At 61.8% G+C, this 5,913-nt stretch carries 5 protein-coding genes; 3 read left to right on the top strand and 2 right to left on the bottom strand.

Features of this window, described 5'->3' with window-relative positions; translation table 11 throughout:
• Both BQ17_RS22640 and BQ17_RS11350 read left to right on the top strand, forming a co-directional pair.
• Nucleotides 1-284 (top strand): hypothetical protein (locus BQ17_RS22640; protein WP_218068231.1); only part of this gene is annotated, 284 nt, incomplete at its 5' end.
• Between the two features lie 198 nt (nt 285-482).
• Nucleotides 483-749, top strand: coding sequence for a CCDC90 family protein (locus tag BQ17_RS11350; protein WP_089727141.1), 267 nt, complete (start codon nt 483-485; stop codon nt 747-749).
• Between the two features lie 305 nt (nt 750-1,054).
• On the opposite strand, the gene BQ17_RS11345 is transcribed toward BQ17_RS11350, so the two are convergent.
• A complete protein-coding gene (locus BQ17_RS11345) occupies nt 1,055-2,152 on the bottom strand; it encodes an asparaginase (protein ID WP_176722393.1) in 1,098 nt (365 codons plus the stop codon).
• 282 nt (nt 2,153-2,434) lie between these two features.
• On the opposite strand from BQ17_RS11345, the gene BQ17_RS11340 reads away from it, so the two are divergent.
• Nucleotides 2,435-5,464: a COR domain-containing protein gene (locus tag BQ17_RS11340; RefSeq protein ID WP_089727137.1), complete on the top strand. Its 3,030-nt coding sequence runs from the start codon at nt 2,435-2,437 to the stop codon at nt 5,462-5,464.
• Between the two features lie 85 nt (nt 5,465-5,549).
• Here BQ17_RS11340 and BQ17_RS11335 read toward each other — a convergent pair.
• The coding region (locus tag BQ17_RS11335) for a transposase (protein WP_176722392.1) at nt 5,550-5,913 on the bottom strand (364 nt) is incomplete at its 5' end.

Below are 5,913 nucleotides of genomic sequence, written 5' to 3'. Positions count from 1 at the left end.
GGTACTGGATTTCGACGATCCTTTCCAGAATGATGCCGTGGGATTTGAACGACTACCTTCAGGCACCAATTCAATCAGGTAGTGGTAAATTTTTAAGTGGTAGCCTAGAGGAGGTTCACCAGCCACTCTCCATTTCTCGTTTAATCACCTCTCCCCGGCCCTCTCCCGGTGGGAGAGGGGCGGAGCTCGTAGGTTGGGCAAAGCCGCCAGGGACGGCGGTGTGCCCAACAAATCATTTAAATATTAACCACTACCACTTTGGGAAGATTAATACGTCCTTGTGATTCAAATCACTCCGCTCCGCGCCATCCATCGGACGACCAGCCCCTCATCTTATGAGCCCGTAGGGCGGGAGAAGCCAGGGACGGCGCATCCCGCCGATGGTTCCGGCTACGGGCTTTGGGGCTGATTTTCCACCCTGACGTGAATGTCTCCCGCGCAGGACATTGACGCTTTTGCGGACGTTCTTTATTCTTCGCCCTATGACAACTGTAACTTTCGATACGCACAAATTCATCCGCAGGCTAGAAGCAGCCGGATTCGAGTCGCGGCAGGCCGAAGCGGTGGTCGGTGCCTTTTCGGAAGCTCAGCAAAAAGCGGAAGTAGCCACAAGACTCGATATCGAGCGGTTGGAAGCCAAGCTGGATGCACGTTTCGAGCGTGTGGACGGTGAGCTCCGTCTCAATCGCTGGATGATCGGAGTGCTGCTGGCCGGTGTTGCCTCGCTCGTCCTAAAGGCCTATTTTTAGTCCACACTCGGCCAACCGCCGTAAAGATTTCAGGTAGTGGTTGAATTTTGAGTCGTGAAGTCTGCCTGATCCTTTTCATCTCAACCGGACCTGTCATCCCGAGCCTAGCGAGGGATCTTCAAAACCAACCCATACGCAAGTCTTTCCATTGAGGATTCATCCTAATGGGATTGTTTAGGCATAAGATCCCTCCTCCGTCGAGACAAGGATTTCTCGCTGCGCTCGAAATGACAAATTGAAACCAGCCATCGCCCAACTGAACCACCTAAAATTTGACGACTACCAGATTTCACAGGGCGGAAGCGTCAATTTCCCCTCGGCGCATCGCTGGGTGTCATCTCCCCGACATAGACCCTGCCCATCATTTCCCTGACCCGTGCCAGTTTGCGGGCGGGCGCCAGACTGCCGCTATCGATGGCCGATTGTATCTGGTGCAGGACCCAGCGGAGCTTGGTAGTCGCCGCCGCGTTGGTCATGTCGCCGCTAGGGATGGCCCCGGCCTCCAGGGCCTCCCGGCCAGGTGCATAGGGGGAAGCGAGCGTGGAGGTAGCAGGGAGCTGGCTGGTGATGACCACCGGCTTGTCGAGATTTACGGCCTCCCGGATGAAGCCCGTGAAGGAATAGCTCCCCGCGTTGGGCACATTACCGGCGCCGAAGGATTGGAGGATGACCCCCTTGCAGCGCTCGCTGTGGAGGACCGGGCGCAGGGCCTCGGGTTCCAGGCCGGGGATCAATGAGAACTGGACCACGCCGTCCGCGAACCCGGGGTGAAATTCCAGTGGCCCCGATCGGCTGCGGCGCATCCGCACCCGTCCGGTCGCCAACAGGATCTCCTCAGTGATCGAGCCGATCGGGGATTCCGCCGGGGACTCGAAGGCGTCGAAGCGCCGCGCGTCCTTTTTCTGCACCCGGCAGCCGCGAAAGACGGATTCACCGAAGGCCACCACCACCTCCGCCAGGTCCTCACAGGCGACCTTGACCGCCCGCAGCAGATTGACCCGGGCGTCCCCATGGGCAACCGCAGGGATGGTCTGGGCGCCGGTGAAGACAATGGGCAGATTCAGCCGGTCTCCGAAGGCAAAGGCCAGGGCAGAGGCGGAAAAGTGTAGGGTGTCCGTGCCGTGGGCGATCACAAAGCCCTGGTAGCCCCGGTCCAGACGCTGGTAAATGGCCTGGGCCATCTTTGTCCAGTCCGCGGGCACCAGGTTGGTGCTGTCCTTGTTCAACAGAGCCACGCAATCCAGCTCGGCGAGCTCCCGGACCTCCTCCTCCGTCTTGAGATAACGCAGAAACTCGCTCGGATCCTCCGGGAGACGCAGGATATATCCCTGGCCCTTGGGCTCCCGGATCATGCCGATGGTACCGCCGGTGTGGATGAGACAGATCCTAGGACGTGTTGACATATCGGAAGGTCCGTACAGGAGGGTGCCGCAAAACGCAACCATCAAATCCTACTTTGTGTCTTGGTGGCTGTGTGTGAGAAAAATTTCGGACATCACACAAAGACACCAAGCCACAAAGGAGGCCCGTAGGGCGGGAGAAGCCAGGGACGGCGCATCCCGCCGCTGACTCCGGCGGGATGCGCTGCGCTTTCCCGCCCTACGGCTCTGTGGTTTAAAATTTCACGGATTGGCAACTGACGCCACCCTTTTTGCGACACCTTCCCGATGCGAGAGAAATCGACCATGGCACATGGGACTGCTTACCACAATGCGGAACGCAAGATCGAAGATGCGCTCCACAACCAGGCGACTGAGCTCGATCTGAGCCTTGACCACGATACCGAGGACTCGCTGCGGCTTACCGAGCTGCCGGAATCCCTGTTTCGGCTCACCTGGTTAGAGCGGCTGGACCTCTCCGAGAACCGACTGACGACGGTGCCGGCATCCGTGAGCCGGCTCACCCAGTTACGGGTGCTGGACCTTTCCGGGAACCGACTAACGGTACTGCCGGAATCCCTGAGCCGGCTCACCCGGTTAGAGTGGCTGCATCTCTCCTGGAACCGACTGACGACACTGCCAGAGTCGCTGAGCCGTCTCACCCGGTTAGAGTTTCTAGACCTCTCCGAGAACCAACTGACGACGGTGCCGGAATCCCTGAGCCGGCTCACCCAGTTAGAGTTGCTGTCCCTCTCCAGGAACCGACTGACGGCACTGCCGGAATCCCTGATTCAACTCACTCAGTTACAAGCACTGTTCCTCTCTGGGAACCGACTGACGACACTGCCGGAATCCCTGAGCCGGCTCACCCAGTTAGAGCTTCTACACCTCTCCAAGAACCAACTGACGGCACTGCCGGCGTCGCTAGGCCGGTTGGATAAGCTCGAAATATTTATGGCCGAATCCAATCAATTCCATCCCGAGTTGGCCGCGGCCGTCAGTGAGGGCTGGGACGCCGTCAAGCAGTATCTGCGGGCGCAGGCGGCGGCGCAGATAGAATTGAACGAGGCCAAGCTGATCCTGATCGGCGAGGGGGAGGTGGGGAAGACCTGTCTGCTCGGCGCCTTGCGCGGCGATCCCTGGGAGGAGGGCCGCCCGACGACCCACGGGATCGAGATCAAGCCGGTGCAGGTGACCGATCCCGAGACCGGCACCGAGATCCGGCTCAACGGCTGGGATTTCGGCGGACAGCGGGTCTATCGGCCCACCCACCAGTTGTTTTTCAGCGCCCCGGCTGTCTATCTGGTGGTGTGGAAGCCCCGCGAAGGCCCCCAGCAGGGGTTCGTGAAGGAGTGGATCGAGCTGATACGCCGCCGGGCGCCGGAGGCCAGGATCCTGGTGGTCGCTACCCACGGCGGCCCCAAGGAGCGCCAGCCGAATATCGACCGCCAGGCGTTCTGGGACCGGTTCGGCAGGGAGACGGTGATCGAGTTCTTCCACATAGACAGCAGGCCCGACCCCGAGACCCAGGCGTGTCGGGGGATTGCGGAGCTGAAGCAGGAAATCGCCCGGGTCGCCGCCGGTCTGCCGGAGATGGGCCGCGCCTTCCCCGAGCACTGGCAGGCGGTGCGCGAGCAATTGCGCGCGAGCCGGGAGGCCTATCTGCCGCTGGAGCGGGTGTTCGGTCTCTGCGGGGAACAGGGAATCGGGCGGGAAGACGCCCGGCTCTTGCTACGCATCTGCCACCGGCTGGGGGATCTGATCCACTATGAGCACGACCCGACCTTGCGAGATCTGGTGATACTCAAGCCGGACTGGCTGGCAACGGCGATCAGCTTTGTGTTGGACGACGAGCAGACCCGTAAGCAGACCCAGGGCCTGATAAGCTTCGCTCGGCTGGGCCAATTGTGGAAGGACCCGGACCGGCCGGCAGAGGACCGCTACCCGACGTCGCTGCATCCGATTTTTTTACGGCTGATGGAGCGCTTCGATCTGTCCTATCGGGTCGCCGATGAAACGGAGGATACCAGCCTGATTGGGCAACTGGTGCCGGACGTGCGCTCGGAGCTGGGTCCCCACTGGCCCCCGGACCCGGCCGCCGGGGACGAACAGCAGCTACAGATCTGCCGGATTCTGGATACGGCCAAGAACCAGTCGGCCACCGCTGAGGGGCTCTTTTACCAATTGATCGTGCGCCTGCACAGATACTCCCTGGGCCGCGCCGACCATCGGGCCAGCGTCCACTGGCAGCGGGGCCTGCTACTGGAAGACGACATGGGGGCGCGGGCCTTCTTGGAGCACATGGGCGACGACGTGCGGATCAGGGTGCGGTCGCCCTACCCGGAACGCTTCCTGGCGGCGCTGACCTACGAGGTGAAGTGGCTGGTGGAGAGCTTCTGGAAGGGCCTGCGGTGCGAGGTGACGGTGCCCTGCCTGACGATCCGCGAAGACGGCCAGCCCTGCAAGGGTCTATTCGAGGTCGGTCAGCTGATCGAGAACAAGGGGCGCCACCGGCCCGAGCAGCCGTGCCAAGTCTGCAACGAATGGCAGAACATCGAGCAACTCCTGCACAATGCCCCTGCCGCCCGCCCGAATCCGCTCGAAGAACTGCTCGCCAACTCCGGGGAGATAATGCTGATGTTGCAGGCCATACATCGGCAACAAGGCGCGCAACAGGCCCGGATCATGGGACGCTTCGACCATCTGGATAAGGCTGGTCGGGAGCTGCTGAGCAAGGTGGAGGATGGCTACGCCGGCCTGATGCGGACCCTGGTGGATGAGGCGAAGGAGGGTCCGCGGCTGTTCAGCCTGGAGCCGGTGGAGCCCGGCTTCTGGGACCGGCCCAAGTGGGTCAGCGCCAGGTTCCGGGTGACCCTGTGGTGCGAACACTCCCGGCTGCCCTTGCCGGTGCTGAACGGCAAAGACAGCAAGCAGGGCGTGTACGACCTGGACCTGCCGCGCCAGTGGCTGGTGAAATCCGCGCCCTTCCTGAAACTATTGACGGGCACCCTGGGCCTGGTGGTCCCCGTGGCCGCGTCGGCCACCAAGCTGGTCCTGGACGAGGCGGCTTACAAGGCAATCGAAGGGCAGTTGGATCTGGGTCAAAAGACCTTCGAGGCCGTGCTCAAGATTGGGGAACGGATAACCGATTGGCCGGAGCATAGTGACGCGCCGGATCCGGAGCAGGGCGAGGCGATCGCGGCCCGCGGCCCGGTGTTGCGGCAGCTCCAGACGTGGCTGAAGGCGCAGGACCCCGGCTTTGGTGGCCTGGTGCGGGTACAGAACAAGCGGCAGGAGTTCCTGTGGGTACATCCGCAGTTCGAAATCGAATATTGAGCCCCCGTAGGGCGGGATAGGCCAGGGATGGCCGCATCCCGCCGGGATGCCTTAGAGGCTGCCTAAAAACTAACCTATTGATTTTCTACTGGCATTGATTTTCGGCTGGCTCCCCAGGCTCCGGAGACTGTGAAAGTATTCGCAACCAGCGTTTGAGGGTGCCGAAGGGATGTTCGACCAAGCCCGCACGCTGACGCCTGCGCGCCGGTCCCTGGTCGGCCATCCGTTGACGATGCGCTGCGATCACCGCGGCGTGCTCGCTCCGGTAGATGCGGCGTGCGGCACCAGCGTCGGGTCGGCAGACCACTTTGAGCGGGCAGTCTCGACACGGTTTGGCCGGGCGGCTGTAGCCGGTCCGCCAGATACCATTTTTTTTGTGGGCGCTGCCGCGTGGCCGCAGAATCTCGCCAGTGGGGCCGGTGTAGCCATCAAGGGTACGGTGGTAATGA

The sequence above is a fragment of the Candidatus Thiosymbion oneisti genome, assembly GCF_900092655.1.
GTDB lineage: Bacteria > Pseudomonadota > Gammaproteobacteria > Chromatiales > Chromatiaceae > Thiosymbion > Thiosymbion oneisti.
The sequence above is the reverse complement of the archived record's forward strand: the minus strand, read 5'-3'. Positions and strand labels throughout refer to the sequence as shown.

Bases quoted from the DNA above. Each gene is read 5' to 3' on its own strand.
- BQ17_RS11350 (WP_089727141.1), top strand. From the start codon at position 483: ATGACAACTGTAACTTTCGATACGCACAAATTCATCCGCAGGCTAGAA.
- BQ17_RS11345 (WP_176722393.1), bottom strand. From the start codon at position 2,152: ATGTCAACACGTCCTAGGATCTGTCTCATCCACACCGGCGGTACCATC.
- BQ17_RS11340 (WP_089727137.1), top strand. From the start codon at position 2,435: ATGGCACATGGGACTGCTTACCACAATGCGGAACGCAAGATCGAAGAT.